The organism is Simplicispira suum (assembly GCF_003008595.1).
GTDB classification, from domain to species: Bacteria; Pseudomonadota; Gammaproteobacteria; order Burkholderiales; family Burkholderiaceae_C; genus Simplicispira; species Simplicispira suum.
This window is the reverse complement of the sequence record NZ_CP027669.1, coordinates 2169648-2191312: the sequence shown is the minus strand read 5'-3', so window position 1 is coordinate 2191312 and position 21665 is coordinate 2169648. Positions and strand designations below refer to the sequence as shown.

23 protein-coding genes and 1 pseudogene are annotated in these 21665 nt (G+C 60.1%); 3 read left to right on the top strand and 21 right to left on the bottom strand.

Annotation, left to right across the window (positions count from 1 at the left end; genetic code table 11):
• Positions 1-81: 81 nt before the first annotated feature.
• The 4 genes from C6571_RS10210 to C6571_RS10195 are packed head-to-tail and all read right to left on the bottom strand — an operon-like array spanning position 82 to position 3643.
• On the bottom strand, positions 82-570 hold the full coding sequence (locus C6571_RS10210) for a chemotaxis protein CheW (RefSeq protein WP_106446588.1): 489 nt from the start codon (positions 568-570) through the stop codon (positions 82-84).
• A gap of 47 nt (positions 571-617) precedes the next feature.
• Positions 618-2744, bottom strand: coding sequence for a chemotaxis protein CheW (locus tag C6571_RS10205; RefSeq protein WP_106446587.1), 2127 nt, complete (start codon positions 2742-2744; stop codon positions 618-620).
• Positions 2745-2783: 39 nt separating this feature from the next.
• Positions 2784-3146 carry a response regulator gene (locus C6571_RS10200; protein WP_106446586.1) on the bottom strand — a complete coding sequence of 121 codons (363 nt, stop codon included), beginning with the start codon at positions 3144-3146 and terminating at the stop codon, positions 2784-2786.
• A 50-nt stretch (positions 3147-3196) separates the two neighbouring features.
• Positions 3197-3643, bottom strand: coding sequence for a hypothetical protein (locus C6571_RS10195; protein WP_106448168.1), 447 nt, complete (start codon positions 3641-3643; stop codon positions 3197-3199).
• 174 nt (positions 3644-3817) lie between these two features.
• Between C6571_RS10195 and C6571_RS10190 the strand changes: the two genes are divergently transcribed.
• Together C6571_RS10190 and C6571_RS10185 are read left to right on the top strand one after the other, a co-directional pair.
• Positions 3818-4924, top strand: coding sequence for a hybrid sensor histidine kinase/response regulator (locus C6571_RS10190; protein ID WP_106446585.1), 1107 nt, complete (start codon positions 3818-3820; stop codon positions 4922-4924).
• Complete coding sequence (locus C6571_RS10185; protein WP_106446584.1) at positions 4921-5550, top strand: response regulator; 630 nt, start codon at positions 4921-4923, stop codon at positions 5548-5550. The genes C6571_RS10190 and C6571_RS10185 overlap by 4 nt, the downstream gene beginning before the upstream one ends.
• Positions 5551-5631: 81 nt before the next feature.
• Here the strand turns inward: C6571_RS10185 and fliR are convergent, their stop codons facing one another.
• From fliR to fliF, 13 genes and pseudogenes are all read right to left on the bottom strand, one after another.
• Positions 5632-6402, bottom strand: a complete 771-nt coding sequence (gene fliR / locus C6571_RS10180; protein WP_106446583.1) for a flagellar biosynthetic protein FliR — start codon at positions 6400-6402, stop codon at positions 5632-5634.
• Between the two features lie 175 nt (positions 6403-6577).
• Complete coding sequence (fliQ, locus tag C6571_RS10175) at positions 6578-6847, bottom strand: flagellar biosynthesis protein FliQ (protein WP_106446582.1); 270 nt, start codon at positions 6845-6847, stop codon at positions 6578-6580.
• Between the two features lie 94 nt (positions 6848-6941).
• The gene (gene fliP / locus C6571_RS10170) at positions 6942-7724 is read right to left on the bottom strand and encodes a flagellar type III secretion system pore protein FliP (protein WP_245901535.1); all 783 of its coding nucleotides are present in this window, start codon (positions 7722-7724) and stop codon (positions 6942-6944) included.
• 10 nt (positions 7725-7734) lie between these two features.
• A complete protein-coding gene (locus C6571_RS10165) occupies positions 7735-8079 on the bottom strand; it encodes a FliO/MopB family protein (RefSeq protein WP_106446581.1) in 345 nt (114 codons plus the stop codon).
• On the bottom strand, positions 8076-8537 hold the full coding sequence (gene fliN, locus C6571_RS10160) for a flagellar motor switch protein FliN (protein WP_106446580.1): 462 nt from the start codon (positions 8535-8537) through the stop codon (positions 8076-8078). Before fliN ends, C6571_RS10165 begins: the two co-directional genes overlap by 4 nt.
• Positions 8527-9531 carry a flagellar motor switch protein FliM gene (gene fliM, locus C6571_RS10155; RefSeq protein WP_106446579.1) on the bottom strand — a complete coding sequence of 335 codons (1005 nt, stop codon included), beginning with the start codon at positions 9529-9531 and terminating at the stop codon, positions 8527-8529. Before fliM ends, fliN begins: the two co-directional genes overlap by 11 nt.
• Positions 9532-9549: 18 nt before the next feature.
• Positions 9550-10145 (bottom strand): annotated as a pseudogene (locus C6571_RS10150) (flagellar basal body-associated FliL family protein).
• 151 nt (positions 10146-10296) lie between these two features.
• Complete coding sequence (locus C6571_RS19985) at positions 10297-11838, bottom strand: flagellar hook-length control protein FliK (protein ID WP_245901246.1); 1542 nt, start codon at positions 11836-11838, stop codon at positions 10297-10299.
• Positions 11839-11984: 146 nt separating this feature from the next.
• On the bottom strand, positions 11985-12440 hold the full coding sequence (locus tag C6571_RS10140; RefSeq protein ID WP_106448165.1) for a flagellar export protein FliJ: 456 nt from the start codon (positions 12438-12440) through the stop codon (positions 11985-11987).
• A 9-nt stretch (positions 12441-12449) separates the two neighbouring features.
• Positions 12450-13841 (bottom strand): flagellar protein export ATPase FliI, encoded by a 1392-nt coding sequence (gene fliI, locus C6571_RS10135; protein WP_420852890.1) that lies wholly within the window; start codon positions 13839-13841, stop codon positions 12450-12452.
• The gene (locus tag C6571_RS10130) at positions 13828-14547 is read right to left on the bottom strand and encodes a FliH/SctL family protein (RefSeq protein WP_245901245.1); all 720 of its coding nucleotides are present in this window, start codon (positions 14545-14547) and stop codon (positions 13828-13830) included. The genes fliI and C6571_RS10130 overlap by 14 nt, the downstream gene beginning before the upstream one ends.
• Positions 14528-15523, bottom strand: a complete 996-nt coding sequence (gene fliG / locus C6571_RS10125; protein ID WP_106446577.1) for a flagellar motor switch protein FliG — start codon at positions 15521-15523, stop codon at positions 14528-14530. Before fliG ends, C6571_RS10130 begins: the two co-directional genes overlap by 20 nt.
• Before the next feature lie 27 nt (positions 15524-15550).
• Positions 15551-17239, bottom strand: coding sequence for a flagellar basal-body MS-ring/collar protein FliF (fliF, locus tag C6571_RS10120; protein WP_106446576.1), 1689 nt, complete (start codon positions 17237-17239; stop codon positions 15551-15553).
• A gap of 188 nt (positions 17240-17427) precedes the next feature.
• Between fliF and fliE the strand changes: the two genes are divergently transcribed.
• The gene (gene fliE, locus C6571_RS10115) at positions 17428-17739 is read left to right on the top strand and encodes a flagellar hook-basal body complex protein FliE (RefSeq protein WP_106446575.1); all 312 of its coding nucleotides are present in this window, start codon (positions 17428-17430) and stop codon (positions 17737-17739) included.
• A gap of 274 nt (positions 17740-18013) precedes the next feature.
• On the opposite strand, the gene C6571_RS10110 is transcribed toward fliE, so the two are convergent.
• The 4 genes from C6571_RS10110 to C6571_RS10095 all read right to left on the bottom strand — a co-directional run bounded on the left by C6571_RS10110 (position 18014) and on the right by C6571_RS10095 (position 21636).
• Entirely contained in the window at positions 18014-18313 is a 300-nt protein-coding gene (locus C6571_RS10110) for a flagellar protein FliT (protein WP_106446574.1), read from the bottom strand.
• Positions 18314-18316: 3 nt separating this feature from the next.
• Positions 18317-18730, bottom strand: coding sequence for a flagellar export chaperone FliS (fliS, locus tag C6571_RS10105; RefSeq protein ID WP_106448163.1), 414 nt, complete (start codon positions 18728-18730; stop codon positions 18317-18319).
• Positions 18731-18888: 158 nt separating this feature from the next.
• The gene (fliD, locus tag C6571_RS10100; RefSeq protein ID WP_106446573.1) at positions 18889-20346 is read right to left on the bottom strand and encodes a flagellar filament capping protein FliD; all 1458 of its coding nucleotides are present in this window, start codon (positions 20344-20346) and stop codon (positions 18889-18891) included.
• A gap of 135 nt (positions 20347-20481) precedes the next feature.
• On the bottom strand, positions 20482-21636 hold the full coding sequence (locus C6571_RS10095) for a flagellin (RefSeq protein ID WP_106446572.1): 1155 nt from the start codon (positions 21634-21636) through the stop codon (positions 20482-20484).
• Positions 21637-21665 lie beyond the last annotated feature (29 nt).

The window sequence follows — 21665 nt, the reverse complement described above, 5'->3', positions numbered from 1 at the left end:
CCACCAAGCAACCAGGATTGGACACCACAGGGAAGCAACCATAATGGAGCGCCCTGGACATGTGGCTCGATTCTCGCGTCGCTATTCGCCCACCGACACCAGGCCCATCTCGACACTGGACATCAATTTTTCGATATCGAGAAGTATCAACATGCGATCATTGACCGAACCCAAGCCATAAATACATGTGCTGTCGATGGCGCTTTCAATATCTGGTGCAGACTGAATATTTTCTGGTGCGAGTTCCATCACGTCACTAACGGAATCAACCACGACGCCAACGACACGCTCGCGCAAGTTCAGAATGATGACGACCGTAAAGTTGTCGTATTCAGCGTGCTCGCAATTGAACTTGATGCGCATATCCACGATAGGCACAATGGTACCGCGCAGATTGACAACGCCCTTGATGAACTCGGGGGCATGCGCAATGCGTGTTGGCGGCTCATAGCCACGGATTTCCTGCACTTTGAGAATATCGATCCCGTATTCCTCTTTGTCCAGGCGGAAGGTCAAATATTCCCGTGCCCCTGAAGAGACGCTGGAATCCTTTTTATCTGTGACGTTCATCGATGTCTCTCCTTTTTTGTGCAGGCACACGGACAAATCCGCAGGTTTCAATGGCGTGCGCGACGCACCAAGCTACCCGTATCAAGAATCAGCGCCACTCTTCCATCGCCCAAAATCGTTGCCCCGGAAACATTGGGAACTTTGCGGTAGTTGGATTCGAGATTTTTCACCACAACTTGGTGCTGGCCGAGCAATTCATCGACCAGCAAGGCAACCCGGCTGCCGTCAGCCTCCACGACCACCATGATGGTGCTTGATCTTTCGGATCCATTGCGCGGCACCTGGAATATTTTCTCCATGGCAATCACAGGCATATATTCATCCCGCACTTTCACCAGCCGTGAGCCCTGTGCGACCGTACTGACTTCGTCGTCTTTTACCTGGAACGACTCGACCACCGAGGACAAGGGCAGGATGTAGACTTCATCTTCCACTCCTACCGACATGCCGTCCATGATCGCCAATGTCAGCGGCAGACGCACAGAAACCCGCATCCCGTAACCTTCTGACGAGTCCACTTCCACCGTGCCATTGAGCGCTGCAATATTTCGCTTGACCACGTCAAGGCCAACGCCCCGCCCCGATACGTCGGTGACGACGTCTGCCGTAGAAAATCCTGGGGCAAAAATCAGCTGCCAGACCTCGGCATCGGTCGCGTGCTCGGATACCTCAATGCCGCGTTCGTGGGCCTTGCGCAGAATTTTTTCACGAGACAGCCCCCGCCCATCGTCCTTGACCTCGATCACAATGGATCCCCCCTGGTGGGAGGCAGACAAGGTAATCGTGCCATGCTCGGGTTTCCCCTTGGCGAGGCGGTCTGCCGGCATCTCAATGCCGTGATCGCCACTGTTGCGCACCAGATGGGTGAGCGGATCGGTGATTTTCTCCACCAACCCCTTGTCAAGCTCAGTGGCTTCGCCAAGCGTAACAAGATCGACCTTCTTGCCCAACTTATTGGCAAGATCACGCAGCATGCGCGGAAACCGACTGAACACGATGGACATCGGAATCATGCGGATCGACATAACCGACTCTTGCAGGTCGCGCGTGTTTCTGTCGAGATCGGCCAAACCGGCCAGCAACTGCTGATACACCGCAGCATCGAGATCCTGGCTATTCTGGGCCAGCATGGCTTGTGTGATGACCAATTCCCCAACCAGGTTGATCAGTTGATCCACCTTGCTCACTGCCACCCGGATGGTGGCGGATTCCATATGTGGCTGAGCCCCTGCCTTGGCGTCTGCAGTTTTCGGCGCTAGCGGTCTGTTCGTTTCTGCCTTCGCCACGCTCTGTCCAGCCGCCGCAGCTCCAGCCATGGGCGATTGACCGGGCAGACCGGGCGCATTCTGAAAAAATCCGTAGGTGGAATCACCGTCGGCATGGGCAGCGATCGGGGTTGACGACTGAGCAGAGGAAGCCACCGGCGTGATGGAGACATGCTCCTTCGCAACGTGAAAAGCGAAAAGATCGAGCAAATCCTCATCAGACGAACTTGTTTCGACGCGGAATGCGCGCATGGAAGCGTCGTCGACGGCTTGGTCAGCAATCGTGCCCAGGCCTGCAATATCCCGGAACAGCTCCTTGATAGCGTCCGCGCTTTCCACCCGCTCCAGCGGGCCAATACGGACGAGAAGCTGTCGCTGTCCCGTCGGGACTGGCGATCCCGGCGCGGCCACTGCTTCAGCGGGTGGGGGCGCGGGAACCGGCGAGGGACTGACTGCAACTGGCGTGGGCTCGGGTTCAGCCAGAGCGACTCCGGAGGCAAGTTCACTGATTCTTCGCACCAGTCCGGCGTAGGAAGGCGCTTCGTCTTGTGAGCCTGCCTGATGCCGTGCAAGCAGCACCCGGGATGCATCAGCCGACTCCAACAAGACGTCCACCATTTGCGGGACCGGCGTGATCTCGTGGCGCCGGAGTTTGTCGAGCAGCGACTCCATGTGATGCGTCAATTCGGCCACATCGGCAAAACCAAAAGTGGCGGCGCCCCCCTTAATGGAATGGGCGCAACGAAAAATTCCGTTGAGCTCCTCGTCCTGCGCGCTCTCCAGATCCAGATCGAGCAGTATCTGCTCCATCTGGTCGAGGTTCTCACCAGCCTCTTCGAAAAAGATCTGATAGAACTGGCTCAGATCAAAGTCTGCGCCGCCGCCAGCTTCCTGGTGTATGTCAGCCATGGAGCACTCCTGAGGAATGAGAATGATCTTGGCTCACTGTCATGGCATGACCTTTCGGATCACCTCAATAAGGCGGTTGGGGTCAAATGGCTTCACAAGCCAACCTGTGGCCCCTGCCGCACGACCCGCTTGTTTCATTTGGTCGCTGGACTCAGTGGTGAGGATCAGGATCGGAACAGTCTGGTACTTCGGATGTTCACGCAGCTTGCGTGTCAGCCCGATACCGTCGAGTCGCGGCATGTTCTGGTCAACCAGCACCAGATCGATTTCGTGACTTTGCGCCTTTTCGTACGCATCTTGCCCATCAAACGCCTCCACCACATGGTAGCCCGCCCCGGTCAAGGTAAATGACACCATCTTTCGCATGGACGGCGAGTCATCAACGGCAAGAATTGATTGCATGTATGTGCTCCAACTGACTTGATTGAATAAAACTGTAGTGACTGTTGGGCTTAGAACAGCTCGACGGAGCCCGCGTCCATTTCGCTTTGCGTGACCGGGTTGGGACGGTCTGGCGCCATCTGTGCCAAAGCGGCAGGCTCTTCTCCTTCTTCCGATCCCATGGCTTCAGCAGCCAGCTGGAAGGCACAACTCTGCAGCACCTTGGTGGTATGCCAGATGAGCTGCGACGCCATGTCTTGAAACTGAAGCTCGACCACCGCACTTTTCAAGGCGTTCTGCACAGCGACGAGTTCCGGCGAACTTTGCACGAGGGATTCATTGAGCGATTCATTGGCCTCGCCAAAGCGTTCCAACAAGTTGTCGGTAGCGTGACTCAACAAGCCTTCAAGGCGATGCAGATCATGCATGACGACAAGCAAGGAGTCCTGCAGTTCGGCGGCGACCATGACGGGCAGATGTACACCGGGACCTTTGGCTGACTCTGAAACTGGTTGCATGGAGACATCCTCAATCGTGGGCAACAGGGCTTCCAAACACATTGACACGTCCTGACTACTCGCATCGCGTCAGCCTATCGCCAACAATAGCCTTATTGGAGGTGAGAAGACATGTGTTCCCTACGGGGCAAACACGCTTGTTTGTTCCAATTTGTATCCTATGATAGCTCGCTTATGGTCCCTGCCGAAACTGAGTTGCCGCTACGCATTCTCCACCTTGAGGACTCGCTGGCAGACCATCGGCTGGCCACCCTCACGTTGCGCCAAAGTGGCCTTCCCGCCACACTCGAGCAGGTTGACACGCTGTCCGCGTTTTCTGCAGCGGTCGCGGACACGGTTTTCGACGTCATCCTTGCCGATTTCCAGCTGGCCGGGTTTACCGCATTTGATGCGTGGCAAATCATCTCAGCTGCGCCACTGGCCCCTCCCTTTATCTTGCTGTCAGGAGCCATCGGTGAAGCGGCGGCCGTTGACGCCATTCGGCTCGGCATGGCTGACTACGTGCTGAAAGACCAGATGTTTCGGCTTCCCCATGTGATTTCGCGCGCTTGCGAGGTCCACCGGACCCGTGCACAGAGCGCGCATGTCGCCTTGGAACTCGCTCGCTCACAGCAGACTTTGGCCCTGCTTGCCGGGCATTTGCAAGACTCTATCGAAAAGGAACGCGCTTCCATTGCCCGCGAAATTCATGACGATATCGGCTCCGCGCTGACTGCGATCCGCTTTGATCTGGCCTGGATCGAGCGCCACTGCACACAGAGCGACATGGTTCGCCATGCCCAGGCAGCGACAAAAATGCTTCAGCATGCCTTGGGAGCGAGCCAACGCATCATGAAAGACTTGCGACCACCCGTTCTCGATCAAGGCCTGGCATCTGCGGTGCAGTGGTTGGTCAAGGACTTTGAGCAAAGAACGGGGGTGAAGGCGAGCGTTCACACCAACCTCCGCATAGCCGACTTGCCTGCACAGCTGCAGTTGGTCGCCTACCGCACCACGCAGGAAGCGCTCACCAACATTTCCAAACATGCTGCAGCCGCTACAGTACGTATCGAACTGTCCGATGGTGAGGGCGTCCTCACCGTCGAAGTCTCCGACGACGGTCGGGGGATGTCTGAGGGCGCACTAAGCAAGCACCAAAGCTTTGGTCTAGCAGGCTTGAAAGAGCGGGCAAAGACGGTAGGTGGCTGGCTGGACATCAGCAGCCGCGTGGGGCAAGGTACGTCGGTCATACTTTCGGTACCCCTGGCCCCAAGTGCCTTGGCTGGAGATGCATCCTCATGATCCACATTGTTCTCTGCGACGACCATGCCGTAGTGCGCCGCGGGGTGCGCGACACTCTTGAGGAAGCTTCGGATCTCAAAGTCTGCGGCGAAGCAGGTAGCTACTCCGAATTGCGCGAGACACTCCGCACTGCGCCTTGCGACGTGTTGCTGTTGGACCTGAATATGCCCGGGCGCAGCGGACTGGAGGTTCTCAGCACGCTGCGCGAGACCCATCCTTCCATCAAGGTACTCGTGGTCTCCATGAACCCTGCCGATCAATATGCTGTGCGTTGTCTGCGCGCGGGTGCGCAGGGATACGCAAGCAAAGCCGCCGATCCCACAGCTCTGATTGATGCGGTGCGCATCATTGCTCAAGGGCGAAAATACCTCACTGCAGACGTCGCACAAATGCTCGCAGAGAGCATTTCCGAGCCAGACACTGGCGCAACGCACGCCGCCTTGTCTGAGCGGGAGCTGCAGACCCTGCTCAAAATCGCCTCCGGAAGGCGTCTCTCGGAAATCGCCGAAGAGCTGATGTTGAGCCCCAAGACCGTCAGCGTGTACCGGGCCCGCGTTCTAGAAAAGCTCAAACTCAGCAACAATGCCGAGTTGACGGTCTACGCTATTCGGAGCGGTTTGGTGTAGCGTCCAGCCAAAGTGATGCTCGTTTTCCGGTCCATCCGTAAAGCCGTCACTTCTGCAAGGCGGTGCGCAAGCGCTGCGGCCTCAGCGTTGTGACATGAACAAGTCTGTGGCCTGCTGCATCAGCGTCAACATGGGTTGCTCTAACATGGGTAAGGTCGCCGTGATGCCCAGTAGCCCGACGGTCAGGGTCACCGGAAAGCCCACCGCATAGACGTTCATCTGCGGTGCCACACGGGAAATGATCCCGAGTGTCAGATTTACGAACATCAACAAGGCAATCATTGGCAGTGCAATCCAGAGCGCACTGGAAAACAGCGACGTTCCGAGTTCGTACAGGCGCATCTGACCGATTGCCGCCAGGAAATGGCTGTCGACAGGAAATCGATCAAAGCTCTTGACCACGGCCATAAGCACCATCAAATGCCCGTTGATGACCACAAAGAACAGCGTGGCCATATGGCCAAAAAATCGCGCCACGGCACTGACCTGGGTATTGCTCGCAGGATCAAAAAACGAGGCGAAGTTCAGCCCCATCTGCAGACCAATCACTTCGCCGGCGAGTTCCACCGAAGCAAACACCAGGCGAACCGCAAAGCCAATGGCCAAGCCAATCAGCACCTGTTGAGCTACAGCGCCCAAGGCGTCTGGGCTGTTGAAAGGCAAGACGGACTGCCCTTCCAGCATTGGCTGAGAGCAGACGGCGACAAAAAATGCCAGTCCAATGCGCACCCGCACCGGAATCGCTCGCATCGAAAAGACCGGCGAGACCGAAAACAAGGCCAGTATCCGGAGGAAAGGCCAAAGAATCGGAGAGAACCACGCGACGATCTGCGCTTCGGAAAATGTGATCATGAGCCGGGACCCCTCGGCATGCGAAGGCTACAAATTCGATACCCAAAAGGCGCCACGCAATGCAGATGTATCCCCAGGGACACGTTCGCGACGGCAGCGACCATGGCTTGCCTTGAGACCCTGTCTGACGCCAATTCAGACTTCGTGCATCTTCATCCACTTCCAGACCATGGCGCTACCCGACGACCGACGGTATCGATTCAATGGTGCGTCGAATGAAATCAACCAAGGTGCTCACCATCCACGGTCCGGCGATGGCAAAAATCACCATGGCAGCCACCAGCTTGGGGACAAACGCCAACGTGGCCTCGTGGATCTGCGTAACCGCCTGAAAAATGCTCACCAACAAGCCGACGGCCATCACAACACCCAGAACGGGCATGGCAATCATCAGCAGTATGGTCAGCGCGTCGCGCCCGATGGTCAGTACGAATTGGGGAGACATCAAGGCACTCCTTCGTTGTGGGTCTGTGTGGCGAAGGCCATCTTCAAATTATCAAAAAACGTGACCGTGCATTCCGATTCTCCTGGCCGATGCTTCAAGTGACAAAACTCGCGGCTAGAGATCCAATCAGCAAGTTCCAGCCGTCAGCCAGAACAAACAACATGAGCTTGAAAGGAAGGGCGACCAAAACCGGGGAAAGCATCATCATTCCGAGTGACATCAGGATGCTGGAAACCACCATGTCGATGACCAGAAACGGGATGAAAATCATGAAACCGATCTGAAAGGCCGACTTGAGTTCACTGGTCACGAACGCCGGAACCAGCACACGGAAAGGCGCTGTTTCTGCAGTGACTGACGCATCCAAACGAGCCAGACGCGAGAACAACGAAAAATCCGACTGCCGCGTCTGTTTGAGCATGAACTGGCGCATCGGCGCCTCGGCCTTCGCCGCGGCTTCCTCAAAGCCAATCGCGTTGGTGGTATACGGCACATATGCGTCCTGGTAGACCCGGTCCAGCGTGGGCCCCATGACAAACAACGTGAGAAACAGCGAAAGCCCGATGATCACTTGGTTGGGTGGCGCAGACTGCGTTCCGATCGCCTGTCGCAACAGGGACAAGACGATCACGATCCTCGTGAATCCCGTCATCATGAGCAGGATCGCTGGCAGAAACGAGAGCGCCGTAAAAAACAGCAGCGTCTGGATAGGCACCGAATAATTCGTGCCGGAGGCGCCGGAACCAATCAAAAGCGGCAGCGAAGCACCGGCCTGGGCATGCGACACGCCATGCACCAGCAGGGCACCCACCAACGCCAAAAAGGAAGCGACGAAGCGCAGGCGCAAAGCAAGCACGCGCGTTGGATTGGAGGTCATGACAAACACCTCAGGCGTCCTTATCGGCCTGAGGCACTGGGGCCACCGCATTTGTCATCTCAAGCGAAAACGACGTGGGTGACGCCATGGAGCCCCGTCTGGCAGGTTGGGTGTGCAGGCAACGAATGCTTTGGGGCGTCACGCCAAGAACCAGCGTGGTGCGTTCTCCTTCTTCGCCTACCTCCACGGTAACCACCCGCTGGTGCGGGCCCACGGCAATGGCCGATAGGACCCGAGGTGATGCTGCAGAAGCTCCGGCCACCCCACCATGGCGCTGCTGGACCCGCCGAACCACCCAAGGAAGCGTGGCAATACCCGCGACGAAAAGCACCACAAGCAGAAGTGTCTGTGTCATCCCTGGCCTCGACTGACACGGCGCAAACGTTCGGAAGGCGTCACCACGTCGGTCAACCGGATACCGAACTTGTCATTCACCACCACCACCTCACCCTGCGCAATCAAGTAGCCGTTGACCAACACATCCATCGGTTCACCTGCGAGGGCATCCAACTCGACCACAGACCCTTGAGCCAATTGCAGGATGTACTTGATCGGCACCTTGGTGCGTCCGAGCTCAACCGACAACTGGACCGGGATGTCCAGCACCATATTGATGTCGCTTGCCGGCGCGGACGACGAGGAATCAAAAGGCCTCTTCGATTCACCGCTTAGCGGCCCCCCTTGCTCCGGGTCAGACCCTGTGCCCGAGGTTTTTTGCTCCTCAAGCGCTTCGGCCCAACCCGCGAACGGATCCGCTTCGCCTGCAGATTCCGTAGAGTTTTCACCCGCATCCTTATTGTCTTCAGTTGACATTCTTGTCCCCCATCCAGTTGACATCCGCATTGCGCAAACATTCTTCAATGCGGATTGCGTATTTGGAGTTGTGCGTACCATATTGGCACTCGAAAACTGGCACCCCGCCCACCGATGCCACAATGCGCGGCTCCCGATCCAGTTCGATGAAGTCGCCCGGCTTCATTGCAAGCAACTGCTCGACAGTGGCATCGGCACGCGCGAGCTCAGCGACCAGGGTCACTTCAGCAGCCTGAATCTCTCTCGTCAACACCCGCACCCAGCGCCGGTCCACCTCGATGGAGTCGCCTTGCGTAGACGAATACAAGACATCCCGAATGGGCTCCAGCGTCGCATATGGCATACAGATATGGATGGCGCCGGACAAATCGCCGATCTCTAACTGAAACGCGGTAGAGACAACAATTTCACTGGGCGTTGCGATGTTGGCAAACTGTGGCTGCATCTCCGAGCGCTGGTACTCTAGCTCCAACGGATAAATGCCCTGCCAGGCCTTTTTGTATTCAGCGCAAATGACATCCACCAGACGGTTGATAACGCGCTGCTCGGTCGGAGAGAAATCGCGTCCTTCAATACGCGTCTGAAATTTCCCGACCCCTCCAAACAAGGTGTCAATAATTCCAAACACCAGAGAAGGCTCACAAACAATGAGCCCACTGCCTCGCAGGGGCCGGATCGCCACGATATTGAAGTTGGTTGGAACCGCCAGTTCACGCAAAAACGCACTGTAGCGCTGCACAGCCACCATACCCACCGAGATTTCTGGGCTGCGGCGAATGAAATTGAACAGACCGATACGAAAGTTGCGTGCAAAGCGCTCGTTGACGATTTCCATCGTCGGCATGCGCCCGCGCACGATGCGCTCCTGGCTCGAAATATCGTAGTTGCGGATCTCCCCAGACTCAAAGACTTCTTGCTCAGTCTTCTGACTCTCGCCAGTGACACCTTCCAGCAGGGCGTCAACTTCTTCCTGCGACAGGAACGATTCGCTCATGAGAGTCTCCCTGGCTCGCTATTGAATGATGAATCCAGAAAATAACACCCGCCGAACCGGATTGTCCGGTACCTCGGACTTGGTTTTTTTCTTGCTCTTTTCTTTGGTCTTTGCCGCTTGCGAGCTGTCCGTACTTCCTGCTGCAGCGCTTGGCGTCTCAGGCACCGAGAATCCTAGAGGACGCGAGACCTCACGGAGAATATCGTGGGCCAGCTTTTCCTTTCCGTCACGCCGCAACAACTCGTCCGAGGTTCTCTGCGAGAGCAACAACAGCACACTGCTGCGTATGCTTGGCAGGTACTGTTTCACGCGTTCTGCCGTCTTCGCGTCGGCCAACTCCAGCGTTATACCCACTTGTGCAAACCGCTCCCCCCCGGATCCGCCAGATTGACCACCATCGTATCGACGGGCAAAAAGGTCGGAACCGGCGCCGGCTCGGCATGCTCCTGCGTGGCAGCAATGTCCTCGCCATCGTCATCAAGCGTGTGGCGCTGGGAAAGGACGTACGCCGCCCCACCGCCCGCGATCACAAGCAACAGCAAGACGACCGCCACGATAATCAGCAGCTTTTTGCTTTTGACGGGCTTCTTTTCAGGTTCAACGGTGGCAGACACGGTCCAACTTTCTTGCTAGGGCAAAAGAGGGCACGAGCGCCTGCATGAAGTCAGCGCCGTGCACAGGAACCATTATTGGCGTCCGGCCAAACCATGATAGCCAGATAAGGCCCGTTAACGGGCAACATTCCGCCCACTCAAGTCCGAGCAGTCAGACAAACAGGTCTACCGAGCGATCGGTCAGAATCCGGCGCGTCGGCATCAGCGGCTCACCTACGCTCACTGAAACCTCCTCGGTACGCTCACGGCCCGGGGAGCGGTCACTGCCGCTTTCCCCCTGTTGCCCGGCTGCCTGGGCGTCGACACTCATCCCCGAGAGAACCAGCCCCTCACCGTGCAACAGCTCGCGAAGTTGATCCATGCTGGCATCGAGAAGTTCGCGTGTCTGCGCCCGGTCACTGCGGAACGCGACATGCGCTTCGTTGCCCGTCAACGACACGCGCACATCAATCGGCTGGCCGGCATGATCAACGGTCAACTCCGCATTCTTGAGGTTCTCGCCCAACCAGTAAGTCACTTGCTCAGTAATGGCGTCTTCTGGCGACAAGGCTGCGCCGTCCATTGAGGCACCACCCGGCAGTTCCACCAGCGGCACGCCACCTTCACCGAAGGCTTGTCCGCTTGAGCTAGCAACGAATTCCCGCTGTTCAAGCCGTGACGGCGAAGTATCCCCTCGCCTGTCGGCAACCCACGAAGCCATGGCAAGCGGCGGTGCAGCCACGCTGGGGGCAAGGACTGGATCGCCAATGCTTGCTCGCACGGCCTCCGCTTTTTGTAGCATCTGGTGACGCTGTCCGGCTTCACTGCCCAGCCGCAACTCCTTGGCGATGACCTGTTTGCCCATGGCCTCCGTCTGCGCCACATGGCGCTGCACCAGGTCAGCAGTTTGCGCAAGCCGCTGCCCCTTGTCCGACGAGAGTACGGGAGCTGCCTTGCGCCCAGGCAGTGCCCGCTTGGCTGGAGAATCGCCAGCCCCTGCGGCTTCTGCATCTGCCCCTACCGCTGCGTCTAAATCCATGCGCGCGGTCTGCGCCACCAGGCCAGCTGCACCATGAGATATGCCTACTGAGGCTATGGAACCCTGGACAGCCTGCGCGCCGACCAAAACTTCTCCCGCAGCCATCGGCTGCATGGACGTGCCGCGCTGCACCAACAAACTCGGTGCTGTCTCTGCGGAATTGCGGGCAACACCCGCTGCTGCACCCGGAGCGCGCATGTTGGCGGGGACTCCAAAAGCTTTTGTCAGACCGGGATCGGGTCGATCAGACTCGACAAACGCTTTACCAATGACAGTGGTGCCCGCAGACTCAGAACCACTGCGCCTTGTTTCAAGGCCTTCGGGGCGCACTTCGTTCTTCAAATCAAAAGTGCCGGCGGGCGGTACAGCTCGTGGTAGCTGCAATGCTGATCCGACAGAATCAACGAATGGCGCACCTTGCCGTGTCGAGGGCGCTGAACCAGCAGGCGCCAGTTGCACCTGACGGGACGATGTAGAGAGTTCGTCCGAAGTAGAGAGGTCGACACCCTCTGTGGCATCCCCAACCTTTCCCGGATCGGCAGGCGGCGGCGTCCAGGAGAGCACACTGGCGTCCCAATAGGCCGGCTGCGGATCGGCCCCACCCGCTGACGAACCTGCTGACTGGGAAGACATGTCCTTCGAAACGGACGCATCCGTTTCAGCGTCGGCGACCACCTCCCCCAACCCCGAAAGCAAAGCGGAAAACGCGCCCAGCCCCTCCGGTGCGCCCTGCGCTGCCCTGTGGCGCGTGGCGTGCGTGCCGTGCGATGGCGAGGAAGAAGCAATGCGCTGGGTTTCCATGATCTGGCCCTTCAGAAAGTTCAGTGCGCGTCAAAGCGCAGGCGCAGCGCCAGCAGGGCGCGCTCATCGGTCTGTTTTTGCTCACGCCGCTGCTGCACAAGCTCCAGCTCACGCTGCCGCTTGGCCACCAGTTTTTTCAACGTGGCGAGGCGCACTTGCGCGGCCAGCAGAGCACGTTCATTGCCGGCGACGCGCTGTGCATGGTCATCAAGAACCCGCGTCTGCAATTGCATGGCATGTTCCAGTCGACCCATGAAATGCCGGTGGTGAAACAACACTTCCGGTGCCAGGCTGGCACCAGCGCGCATCCCCCAGCGCGCATCGGTTTCCGCCGCATAGGTTTCCAGTTGGGCCATTTGCTCTTGCGCTGCCAAAGCGCCGGCCTGCGCATCGCGCAAGCTGTGGCGGGCTGCGTCGCGCTGGCGCTCAGCCAACTCCACGGCAACAAGCAAGGCATTTCGTGGGTGCACGCTCATCTTGGTCAATCACTGAAACACGTCTGCCATCGCGGCCACACTCTCATTGAGCGACGACGACTCGAACATATTCTGCTGCAGGAACTGTTCCATCGCGGGCTGCATGCGGATGGCCTCATCGAGCGCCGGATCAGACCCGCTCATGTACGCACCCACCTGCACCAGATCCCGGCTCTTCTGGTAGCGCGAGTACACCGCCCGAAAATTGCGTGCCAATTCGAAGTGCTGCTGTCCGATGACGTTGTGCATCACGCGCGAGGCGGACTGCTCGATGTCGATGGCCGGGAAATGTCCCGTTTCGGCCAAGGCGCGCGAGAGCACGATATGCCCGTCAAGAATGGCGCGCGCTGCATCCGCAATCGGATCTTGCTGGTCATCTCCCTCAGAGAGCACGGTATAGAACGCAGTGATCGAACCTACTCCGTTTAAACCATTGCCACTGCGCTCGACGAGCTGCGGAAGCTTGGCAAAACATGAGGGCGGATAGCCTTTGGTGGCGGGCGGCTCGCCAATGGCCAGGGCAATCTCGCGCTGCGCCATTGCATAGCGCGTGAGCGAATCCATAAGCAGCAGCACATGCTTTCCCTTGTCTCGAAAATGCTCGGCCACTGCTGTAGCGTACGCGGCCCCCTGCATGCGCAACAAGGGGGGAGCATCTGCGGGTGCGGCCACCACCACGGCACGCCCACGGTCCTTCGCACCCAGAATGTCTTCGACGAATTCCTTGACTTCGCGACCGCGCTCGCCAATCAAGCCCACCACAATCACATCGGCAGCGGTGTAGCGCGCCATCATGCCCAGCAGCACGCTCTTGCCGACGCCCGAGCCAGCAAACAGGCCCAAGCGCTGCCCGCGTCCCACCGTCAGCAAGGCGTTGATGGCACGCACACCCGTATCGAGCGGCACGCGCACCGGGTCGCGGTCCATGGCATTGATGAGGCGTCGGTCCATCGGATCGGCCGACACTTCTTGGAGCGCACCGTCGCGGTCCAAGGGCACTCCCTGGGCATCCACCACGCGCCCGAGGAGACCATCTCCCATGGGCAGGCGCAGCACACCAAGTCTTTGCATGGGCTGCGCGGCTGCAAACAATTGGAGCGGTGCAACATAAGGCGGCGCCGGAACCACCTGGGCGCCGCTTGACAGGCCCTGGGTATCGCCCGCTGGCATCAGGAACGCGCGTTCGCCCGAAAACCCCACCACTTCGGCCAGCGTACGCTCCTGCCCCATCTCGACGAAACACTGCGATCCCACCGGGACTCGGATTCCGGTGGCCTCCAGCACCAGGCCCGCCAAGCGCGTGAGCGAACCACGCGTCTCCAGCGGCGCATGGGCAGTTGCACGACTGCGCGCCTGATCCATGAAGGCGCTCCATGCAGCGCTGACGTCAGTCGATTCCATCATCGGCTCCCGTTTGCCAGGGTGCATCGATTCCCAACGGGGCGACTGCACGCTGCCAGCGTTTTTCCAGCTTGCCATCAATCACCGTGCCGGCCTGCTCGACGAGGCAGCCGCCTGGGGCCACGTCAGCGTCAGCAATCCACTGGATCGCCGTTCCGGCGAACTCCGAACGCAGCGCAGGCCCCAGCGCGTGCTCGTCTTCGGGATGCAAGCGCACAAAGATCGGCTGGCCATCCGCTACCAGGCTGGCGATGGCCTCCTGGATCACAGGCCGCAGGGCCTCGTTGTTGCCGCGTAATTCCTGTCGGACCACTTGGCGCGCAATGTCGCAGGCCAGGTCGAGCACGCCCTGAGCCAGCATTTGCTGCGACTGCGTGAGACCGCGCTCGAAGGCCGTGGCCAGCGCCGACAGCTGCTGCGCAGCGGCCGCGCCCTGCCCTGCCAGGTAGTCGTCAAACTTTTGCTGCCACTCCAGCGCAGCGTCTGCACGGCCCTGCTCCTGGCCCTGCGCGAACCCCTCGTCTCGCGCCTCTTGCAGCAAAGCTCTTTGCTCTTCTTCGTCAATAGGTGAAGGCAGCTCGGGCGCGTCCACTTCCACGTCCTGACTGGCGCCCATGGCGCCAAATTGCCATTGCGTGACATCACCCACCTCCTCGCGCGGTATGAAGCGGGTGTAGAGCCGACTGTTAGACGAAGGCTTCGTCACCGGCGCCTCCGAGAACAATCTGGCCTTCGTCGGACAGGCGGCGCACCGTCTTCAAAATTTCCTTTTGCTGCGCTTCGACTTCCGACAAACGCATAGGCCCGCGCGATTCCAGATCTTCGCGCAGTGCTTCTCCAGCGCGCGAAGACATGTTGGAGAGGAATTTTTCGCGCAGCTCGGGCGCAGCGCCCTTGAGTGCCACCACCAAGGTTTCCGAAGCCACTTCCTTGAGCACAGTCTGGATGGATTTGTCGTCGAGCTTCATGACGTCGTCGAAAACGAACATCTTGTCCATGATCTTCTGCGCCAGGTCGGGGTCGTGGGCGCGAATATTCTCGAGCACCACGCCCTCGGTGTTGTTGCCCAGCAGGTTGATCATTTCGGCCGCCGCCTTGACGCCTCCCAATGAGCTCTTGCGTACCTTGTCGCCACCCGACAACACCTTGAACAGCACCTCGTTGAGGTCCTTCAGCGCCGCCGGCTGGATGCCCTCCAGCGTGGCCACGCGCAGCAGCACCTCGCTGCGCTGGCGATCGCCAAATTGCATCAGTACGCCAGCTGCGTGGTCGTAGTCCAGATGCACAAGAATCGCAGCAATGATCTGCGGGTGCTCGTTGCGCAGCAGCTCGGCCACCGACAGCGGGTCCATCCACTTCAGGCTCTCGATACCGGAAACGTCGCCGCCTTGCAGGATACGGTCGATCAGCAAGGACGCTTTGTCGTCTCCCAGCGCCCGCTTAAGCACCGCCCGCACGTAGTTGCTGGTATCCGAGACCAGCAGGCTCTGCTCCGCTGCAGCGCCCGAGAACTTGTTGATGACCTCGTCCAGCCGTTCGCGCGAGACGTTGCGCATGCGCGCAATGGTCTCGCCCAGCTTTTGCACCTCTTTCGGAGAGAGATGCTTGAAAACTTCCGCAGCTTCTTCCTCCCCCAGCGACATGAGGAAGATCGCAGCGTCGTTCAGACCTTGTTCGTCCATGATTCCGGCATCGTGACGGGCTTGCGGTCAGGCCGTGTCGCCATTGACCCAGCCCTTGATGATATTGGCGACAGCCATCGGATTCTCGCGCGTTAGCACGCGGGCGTCTTCCAGTCGCATTTGCTCGGCCGACGGAGGCACCGGCTCGGTAGATCGGGTGGGCGGCGGCAGCGCTGGCCGTTGCGGAGCCTCGGCCTCCAACGCATCGAGTTTTCCGCCCGCCGACTGACCGCGCCGCGGGCTACCGGCGGCCAAATTCTTGAATGCGGGCCGCACCAATCCCAACAGAACCAGCGTGCCGAACAGAAACATTCCTACGGGCCAGGCAAAGCTGCGAGCCAGATCCAGGGTTTCCGGCTGCTTCCAGAGAGGCGTCTGGTCCATGCTTTGCGTCTCCACCTGGAAAGGCGCGTTCATCAGGTTCACGGAGTCGCCTCGTTCCTGGTTGAAGCCAATGGACTCCCGGACCAGCGCAGTCATGCGCTCAAGCTGTTCGGCGGGCAGTGCCTTGGTCACCGTCTTGCCGCGCTCCACGCTGCTTTGGTAGTTCACCACCACGGCTGCGCTCAGGCGTTTGACTGTGCCGCGCCCGGCGCGCGTGACCTTGACCGTCTTGTCCACCTCGTAGTTGGTGGTGGACTCACGTTTGTGGGTACCCGATTCGTTCGCCACTTGCTGACCCGCCGCAGTGGGCGCTGGGTTGGCACCATTGATGGGTGCAGCCGATGGGCCGGGGGGCTGATTCGCAACGGCGCCCGCCGCTCCTGCCATCGTACTGGTGGTGTTGCCATTGGTTTCCATCACCTGCTGACTGCGAATGGCCGTCGCATCCGGGGTCTGGTTGGGGCGAAACTGCTCGGAAGTCGATTCCGTCTGGCTGAAATCCACGTCGGCGGTCACCTGCGCGCGCACGTTGTTGCGACCCATGATCGGTTCGAGCATCTCCATGATGCGGCGCGTGTACTGCTGCTCGACCTGCTGCACGTACTGCAGTTGCTGGGCATCAAAGGCGCCACTCTGGGCCGCGTCGGGCGAATTCGACAGCAGCTTTCCGGTGTCGTCCAGCACGCTCACCGCTGAAGGCGCAAGTTCGGGCACGCTGGATGCCACCAGATGCACGATGCCTGCCAGTTGCGCGCGGTCCAGCACACGCCCCGGATACAGGCTGATCAGCACCGAGGCCGAGGGCTTCTGTTGCTCACGAAAAAAACCGTTCTGGTTGGGCAGGGCCAAGTGCACCCGAGCGCTTTGCACCGAGGACACGGCCTGGATGGATCGGGTCAGCTCGCCTTCAAGTCCACGTTGAAAGTTCAGCCGCTCCTGAAACTGCGTCATGCCAAAGCGGTTGTTCTCCATCAGCTCAAAGCCCGTCACAGAGCCCTTGGGCAAGCCCTGGGTTGCCAGTCGCAGACGCACGTCATGCACCCGGTCCGCAGGAATGGTGATGGCACCGCCGCCTTCGGAGTATTTGTAGGGCACGTTCATCTGCGTCAGCTGCGCCACGATGGCGCCACCATCCTTGTCGCTCAAATTGGCAAACAGCACGCGGTAGTCAGACTGGCGGCCGTACAGCACGGCAGCAATGAGCACACCCACCAACAGCACCGCGCCGACGGCCAGGCGCATGCGCTGAGCGCGGTCCATCGCAGCCAGGCGCTGCATCCAGGACGGTCCGGTGGGCATATGGGCGGAATCAACGGGAAGGACTGCAGACATCGGTGTATTCCAGGTTCACAGGCAATGGCAAGGCTCTGCGTGGAATGATTATTGGACAGCAGCACCGCCGCGTTCACCCGATAAGGCGCCGCTTTCGCCATCTTTTCCCACGCATAAAGGGCGGCGGCGGCGCTAGGATTGCCCCATCCGATCACTCGCCCCCCTACCTTCACTCACCGGACACCGCCATGGACATGCGCATCACCAGCTCACTCGCCCCGTTGACCGGCGCGGGCCAGGCGCGCCGCCCGGCTGCAGCGCAGAACGAAGGCAAGGAAGTCGGTTTTGCCGGCGCACTCAAAGGCGCCCTGCAATCGGTCAGCACGGCACAAAACCACGCTGCGAACCTGCAGACCGAAGTACAGATGGAAAACCCGGCGGTGAGCCTGGAAGAAACGATGGTGGCGATTCAGAAAGCCCAAATCGGCTTTCAGGCCACCTTGCATGTGCGCAACCGCATGGTGCAGGCTTACACCGACATCATGAACATGCAGGTGTAAGCGACGCAGCGTCGCGCTGCGGCTGTGCATTGGCTTTTCTGCGCCTTTGCCGCATTCTTACCCGGAACTTCACTTTTTGTAGCTGACAGCGCTTGCTGGATAAGCGCTAGAGGCCGATTTTGCCTCAATTTTCTCGGTTATCTGGACCGCGTTCCGCCCGGTTTGCCCTGCTTTTTCCGTGGCCTGGCCTAGACAAGAAAACTATCAATTTTATAGCTGCTAGCGCTTATGCAACAAGCGCTAGAGCCCGATTTCACCAAATATTTCTGATGCCTCAGTGCATCACCAGCGGCTGCCCTTCGAACATGTGCTCAAACTGCGCCATCCAGGGCTCGGCCAGGCAGCGGATCTGTGCGTCGTTGCGCAGGATGCGCTGCATGATCACCGTCTTCTCTTTGCGGTGCTCGGGCAGCAGGTCGTGGTCTTGCGCCTTGTAGCGCAGTTCTTCGATCAGCACAGCGCAGGCGCCTTCGTAGCGCACCACGCCTTCCCAGTCGCTGGCCTGGGCAGCCTCCAGCATCTTGCGGCTGCTGTCCTCGATGGCTTTGTAGTAGTCGATCAGTACGGCGGACATCGCTCAAGCCCTCCCGGCAGGGGCCGCAGCCAGCTGGTTCCAGCCGTCGGCCACGGGCGCCACGAGCTTGAGCACCTCTTCAACCGCCGCCACGTCACCGCGCAGGTTGGCGTGCGTCAACCGGGCAATGCAGTAGTCGTACAAGGCGCCCAGGTTGGCCGCCAGTTCGCCGCCGCGCTGCCGATCCAGCCCACCCTTAAGGCCTTCTTCGAGGATGCGCACCGCACGGCCCAGTTGGCGCCCCTTCTCGGCCACATCGCCCCGGGCCATGGCGCCGCGTGCGGCGTTGAGCGACTGCACCAAGCCGTCGAACAGCATTTTGATCAGCGCCTGCGGTGTAGCGCCGTCGACACCGCTCTGAACGCCCACCTGCCGGTAAGCGGCGCTGGCGGCACGGGAATGGACTGGGGTGTACATCGACGGCTCCTTGATTTGCTTCTTGTTATTCATATCGGCAATCACGGTGGAAACTCAAGCAAATTCAGGGGACGAAAAGGGCCACTTGTGGAGCACTCTTGCAGGCTTTGAAACAGCAGGCGTGTGGGCCGCGAGCGCCCACGCACGCAAAGCCGAGTTCAGTTGTCAGACTTCTTGTTCCACATCGTGATCTGCTGGTTGACGTAGGTACTGAGCGCACTGAGCTTGCCGAGGTTGGCGTCGAGGCGGCTGTATTGCGCGAGCAGTTGCTCCTCGCGCCGGCTGGCGCGTTCGACCACCCGCTCCTGGTCGCTGGCGTTGCGCTTGACGGCCCCTTGGAGCGATTGCGTCTTGGTGGCGAACATGCCGTCCACACCGAGCATGCCGGTAGCGAAGGCCTTGATGCGCACCGCCATGCCGTCGGCCGCCGTGCCTGCTTCGTCGGCCGAGAAAAACGCCTTGAGCGCATCGGGCTTGGCCATCGCGGCGTCCAGCTTGGTGGCGTCCACCTTCAGTGTGCCGTCGGCCTGGAACTGCACACCCAGGTCGGACAGCCGGCCGAACTCACCGCCCGGCGCGCCCATGCCGCCGACCAGCTGGCGCAGCGCCGACTGCAACCCCACGGCGGTGGAGTCGCCCTGCAGCGTGCCGGCGGACTTGTCGGCCGGGTTGTACTTGGTCATCTCTGCCAGCGCGTTGTTCAGCGCGTTGTAGGAGTCTACGAACGCGGTGATGTTGTTGCGTGCGCCGGCGGTATCGCGCTTGACGTTTACTTCCACCGGCGCCGTGGTCACCTGGCCAACGGTCAGCGTCACGCCGTCGATCGCGTCGGCAAAAGTGGTGTTGCTCGATTTCACCTGTACGCCGTTGATGGTGGCCAGCGTGTCGCGCGCGGCCAGCGTGAGCGACAAGCCGTTGCTGGCGTTCTGGGGGTCGAAGGCCAGCCGCGAAAGCCCGGCGGCGTCGCTGTTGTTGCCGTCGTCGTCCAGCGCCTGGATGCGAAAGCCCGAGGCTTCGCCGGTAGCGCTGGAGCGGACCAGCAAGCGCTCGCCCGAGGCGTCGCGCAACACCGTGGCATTGACGCCGGCGCCCGCTGCGTTGATCTTGGCGGCCACCTTGGCCAGGGTGTCGTCCGCAGCGGTGATGTCTATCGACACCTCCGAGCCGCTGCCGGGCGTGAACTCGGCCGTGCCATCGTCTTCGGACGTGAAACCGCCCTTGGCCCAGGTGCCGAGTTGAATTTTGAGCGTGCCCGTACCGGGCGCCGTGCCGGTACCGAAAACGCCCGAGCCGGCGGATTGCGCCCGCGCAAGCTGGCCGACCTCCATGCTGAAGGAAGTGGGGGCGGCCGCCGAAGTGGCGGTGCCGACCACGGCGCCGGCATTGCTGGAGGTGACCGCCATGGTCTCCCAGTTCGACCCGCTGGCCAGCTTGGCGGCCTGATCCTGCAGGTTGGCGATCTGCGACTTGAGTTGCCCAAAGGCCGAGAGCTTGGCGTTCAAGCCCGAAGCCTTGACCTGCAACTGCTGCAGGGGCTGCTTCTCCAGTGCCACCAGCTTGGCGACGATGCCCTGGATATCGAGGCCGCTGCCTATGCCAGGCGATGAAATGCCCATATCTGCCTCCTGTTGCGGGTGGTACCGCTATCCGGCGTGGCGCGGCGGCAAGCCGGCGCCACGTCCGAACGCACGCTTTCCCAACAGGTCTATCGGCGCGCGCGCGCGAAACTTGAGAGTTTTGGCGCTGGCCGCTCAGCCCTGCAGGAGCTTGAGCACATTTTGCGGCAACTGGTTGGCTTGCGCCACCATGGCGGTGCCGGCCTGCTGCAGGATCTGCGCGCGGCTCAGGTTGGCCGTTTCAGCCGCGAAGTCGGCGTCCATGATGCGGCTGCGCGAGGCGGTCAGGTTTTCTGCAGTGGTTGCCAAGTTCTCGACAACGGCGCTAAAGCGGTTCTGGATCGCACCCAGGTCCGCGCGCGCCGAATTCACCGTGTTCAGTGCGGCATCCATGGCCAGGATGGCGTTGTCTGCACCCGCCGTCGTGGAAATATCCAGGTTGAGGAAGCCCGTCTGTGCCGTGCCAGGCGTCACCGTTGCGGGTCCCGCAGTCAGGCCCGTGCTGGCAGTGGTGGCCGTGCCCGACATGGCGAGGGTGAAAGCGCTGGATGAACTCAGAGTGACCAGGCCACCTGAATCTGCCGTTGCAGTGACGCCAGTCTCGACACTCATGGCGTTGATCGCAGCCGCCACGTTAGCGCCCTGGGCCGGTGCGGCGCCGCCGGCGGCCACGGCACCAATGTTGACACCGTTGATTTTGATGTCGCCGGCGGTGATTGCACCGAATGTCGTTGCCGCAGCCCCCGTCATCGCTGCCGAGGACGGCGTGGTCCAAGTACCAAGCTGATCGATGTTCGCATTGGCGATGGCAGCGATGTTGATCGTCTGGCCCTGGTTTGCACCGACCTGGAATGCCTGGCTAGTGAATGTGCCGTCCAGCAAGTTCGTGCCATTGAACGAGGTCTGTTTGGCGACCCGACCGATTTCGCCCTTGAGCTGCGAGACTTCCTTTTGAAGTGCGGCGCGGTCGTCCGCAGAATTGGTGGCGTTGCGCGATTGCACCGCCAATTCGCGGATACGCTGGAGGTTGTTGCCAATGGCGCTCAGCGCGCCTTCGGCCGTCTGGGCCAGAGAAATGCCGTCATTGGCATTGCGCGAGGCCTGATTCAGGCCACGGACCTGCGTAGACATGCGCTCGGAGATGGCCAGGCCGGCGGCGTCGTCCTTGGCGCTGTTGATACGCAGGCCCGAGGACAGGCGCTGCATGGAGGTCGCCAGCGAGTTTTGCGAAGCGCTGAGATTGCGCTGCGCATTGAGCGACTGGACATTGGTGTTGATAGTGGCTGCCATGGTGATAGCTCCTGAAATAAAGCTGCAAA